The following is a 3,482-nucleotide window of genomic DNA, read 5'->3' as shown; positions in this document are numbered from 1 at the left end:
ATCAAGGAATTCAACCGCAAGCCGGTGGCATCGCCAGGGGAATTCGCGGAGGCCCTTGCCAACCGCGATAAGAACGCCCCCATCGGGCTGCTGATCAAACGGCCCGGGGCGGGATATCTGGCGCTGAAGATCGAGCCATAGGGACCTGTATAGAATCCATAAGACCTGGCAGAACATATGAACGTAATTTCAATAAAAAGAATAAAAAATTCCATCTGGAATACAGGCAACCAGCTTGATACTTTGAGGTGTCTTAAGTCAACGGCATTGAATACGACATGGGAAATCAAACATAGGTGTATTATGCTATTTAACTCTTATATTTTCATTTTCTGTTTTCTTCCTCTCACTATTCTGGGATTTTTTTTAATTGGGAAACAAAAAAAACACCGCATGGCCATTGCCTGGCTGGTGCTGACCTCTTTGTTTTTTTACGGGTGGTGGAATCCTGTCTATTTGATTTTGCTTGGTTTTTCTATTTTGTTCAATTACTGGTTTGGCTGTATTCTAAACCAGGAAGCTGGGCGAGGTTCGATACCCGGAAAAGGGTTGCTGACTATTGGTGTGTCTATTAATCTATGTTTACTCGGCTATTTCAAATATGCCATGTTTTTTGTAGGAAGTCTCAATGCCGTGGCAGGCACCGATATCCATATCGGAACGATCTTCTTGCCTCTGGCCATTTCTTTTTTTACTTTTCAGCAGATGGCTTATTTGGTGGACGCCTATCGGGGAGAAGCAAAGGAGTATGATTTTCTCCACTATTGTCTGTTTGTATGCTTTTTTCCACAGTTGATTGCCGGCCCTATTGTACATCACAAAGAGATGATTCCGCAATTTATGGAGAAGCGGATTTTTACTCCTAAGGCGATACATATTGCTGTGGGGATGACCATTTTCTTTGTGGGACTGTTTAAAAAGGTGGTAATCGCAGATAATATGGCCCTACATGCTACGCCTGTTTTTACACTTGCAGACAACGGTGCGTCGTTAACTTTTTTTCAAGCCTGGGAAGGTTCACTGGCCTATACCTTTCAATTGTATTTTGATTTTTCCGGATACTCTGATATGGCCATCGGAATTGCCCGGATGTTCGGCATCATTCTACCGGAAAATTTTAATTCCCCATATAAAGCAAAAAATAGCATTGATTTCTGGAAAAGATGGCATATAACATTGTCCCGGTTTTTAAGGGATTATCTTTATTTTCCCCTAGGCGGAAATCGAAAGGGAAAGACAAGAAGATATATGAATCTTATTATAACCATGCTGCTGGGCGGACTGTGGCACGGTGCGGGTTGGACTTATGTGGTTTGGGGCGCCCTGCATGGTTTCTATTTACTGATCAATCATCTCTGGCGAAATTTTTTCCCTCGAAAAAAAGAAAGGGTCTGGTCCTCTTTCTTGTCACGATTAGTCACTTTTCTTGCGGTAGTCATCGCATGGGTCTTTTTTAGGGCGGAAACCTTTCATGGTGCATTGAACGTTTTAAAGGGCATGGTCAACCTTCCTAACAAACTGAACGGAAAGTTGGGACCCATGCAGGACCTATTAGAAACTGTTGGTATCGGATTCAATGGCGGACTGCTGAAAGTTGAACACTACAACCTTTTTGCATGGCTGGTATTCTGGCTTTTCGTGATCTGGGTCTGGCCGAATACCCAAGAATGGTTGAGAAAATATGAACCAGTGCTTGAAGCCGTCAACCAGGGGGAGACATTTGGCAAAAGTCATCACATCTGGCCAGCTTGGCATCCTACCGCTCGCTGGGCAGCATTTTTGGCTTTTATTGCCGTTCTTGGTGTCCTCGGACTTTCATCGGTTACAGAATTTTTATACTTTCAATTTTGAGGAGAAAAAAATTTTTAGGCTAACGTTTTAAGCCGGGACACCCCGTAGAATAAGCCTCTTATGAGATACCCCTATTTTTAAGGCTAACGTCCTGGAAGACTTTAATCAAACGGTTCAGACTGTCCCGGCTTAAAACGTTAGGCATTTTTTACGGTTCCCCGATATGACAATCAGACAGAACATAAAATATTCACCCCTTTTTCTTGCCGTGCTATGGAGCAGTTTATTTTTCACTCTACTGTTGATTCAGCCGGTTCACGGTGAAATGTTCAAACTTAACGAAACGGAAAGAACGACATGGCATCTGGAGCTCCCGATAACCATTTTTGATGAAAGTATTGAGGGATGGATGGTGGATCGATTCGCCGGTAACAGTACGGCCGGCTCAAAGTTTTATCAGGGCCCGGCAAAGGAGGTAGGAGGCTTACAGCGTCCCGATCAATGTGTGGAGGGGGAAAACGGAATTATTTACCTCGTATGCGGATTGATGACGGCTGATACGAAGCGGCTCATAACGATTACTCCAGATGGAAAACTTCGTTTGATAATGGAAATGGATGGAGCGGTGGAAGGTCCCATGGCTGCCTGTCAGGCGGGATACCCTATCTGGAATCCAAAGGAAAAGACGCTTTATCTTACCGGCCCCAACTGTCTTAGAAAAGTAACGAAAAAACCTGATGGTTCTCGTTGGGTCACCGTTATGGCAGGTATCCCCGGTAAAGGTCCCAAAAGAGGAAAAAAGCATAGAAACGGTCCTGCTCTAAAAGCAACTTTTCAAAGTCTTTACAGAGGCGTTGTCTGTAATTCAAAAGGTGTATTTTTCTGGTTAGAGGACAACGGGTTGCGTCGGATAGAAAACGGGCGGGTGTCGTCTGTTCCATTGAAACATCTCGAAGAACCTAAAAAGATGTATTTTGCCATGGCGCAAAACCTTCTATCCATGGGAGAGAACGACGATACCCTCTATATCAGTGATTTTTATAATCCTGGCTACCGGGTTTTAAGATGCAATGTTAACACCGGTGAACTCAAGTGGGTGTGCGGTATCAATCGAATGAAAGAAAAAAAATTCCGTCCCAAGGAAAAAAGACGGGGGGGGCTCGAAGCCGATGGCCCTGCCTTAACCCATGCCGGAGCCAACTCCGGCATGAGGGGGCTGTATACCAAGTACTACAACGCCATCTGGGTTAGTGGGCCTGACCATATGCGTTTACGTTGGTTGCGGCTTGACGGTGACGGATGGGTTAGAACCGTCTTCGGTGCCAGGCGTACTGACACCCCCCGTAAAAGACTGGGCATCCAGGAACTCAACGCTGCAGGTATCCCCGGAGAACAGTTTACTATGAACAAATGCCGTCTATCGGGTGTCGATTCCCAAGGAGGGTTATATATCAGTGCATGGGAAGACAAGTCGGGAGTATGGCGGGCATACAACCATGGGGCAGTCCATAAATGAAAACTATCATTATCGTGTTTTTTTCTGTTCTCTGGTTGATGGTTGATTGGAATATCACCTTTGCCGAGGGATCGTTCAATATCAGCGAAGAGATCGTAATAGCATCGGATGGACCGGGCGGCTTTCTGAGATCATCGCCCAGCGTGGCTTTCGGTGGCGGACAATTCCTGGTAGC

2 protein-coding genes are annotated in these 3,482 nt (G+C 45.3%); both read left to right on the top strand.

From position 1 onward, the window contains the following. Positions 1-393: 393 nt before the first annotated feature. Positions 394-1,851: an MBOAT family O-acyltransferase gene (locus B3D59_RS04910; protein WP_286818126.1), complete on the top strand. Its 1,458-nt coding sequence runs from the start codon at positions 394-396 to the stop codon at positions 1,849-1,851. 163 nt (positions 1,852-2,014) lie between these two features. Next, on the top strand, positions 2,015-3,307 hold the full coding sequence (locus B3D59_RS04905) for a hypothetical protein (RefSeq protein WP_286818122.1): 1,293 nt from the start codon (positions 2,015-2,017) through the stop codon (positions 3,305-3,307). The last annotated feature ends 175 nt before the right edge of the window (positions 3,308-3,482 follow it).

Origin of the sequence: Desulfobacter sp. UBA2225 (genome assembly GCF_002348205.1) — a bacterium.
In the GTDB taxonomy this organism is placed as follows: domain Bacteria; phylum Desulfobacterota; class Desulfobacteria; order Desulfobacterales; family Desulfobacteraceae; genus Desulfobacter; species Desulfobacter postgatei.
Note: the sequence above shows the minus strand (reverse complement) of the source record. Positions and strands in the feature narration are given on the sequence as shown.

Excerpts from the sequence above, each read along its gene's own strand:
- B3D59_RS04905 (WP_286818122.1), top strand. The coding sequence starts at position 2,015 with ATGACAATCAGACAGAACATAAAATATTCACCCCTTTTTCTTGCCGTG.
- B3D59_RS04910 (WP_286818126.1), top strand. The coding sequence starts at position 394 with ATGGCCATTGCCTGGCTGGTGCTGACCTCTTTGTTTTTTTACGGGTGG.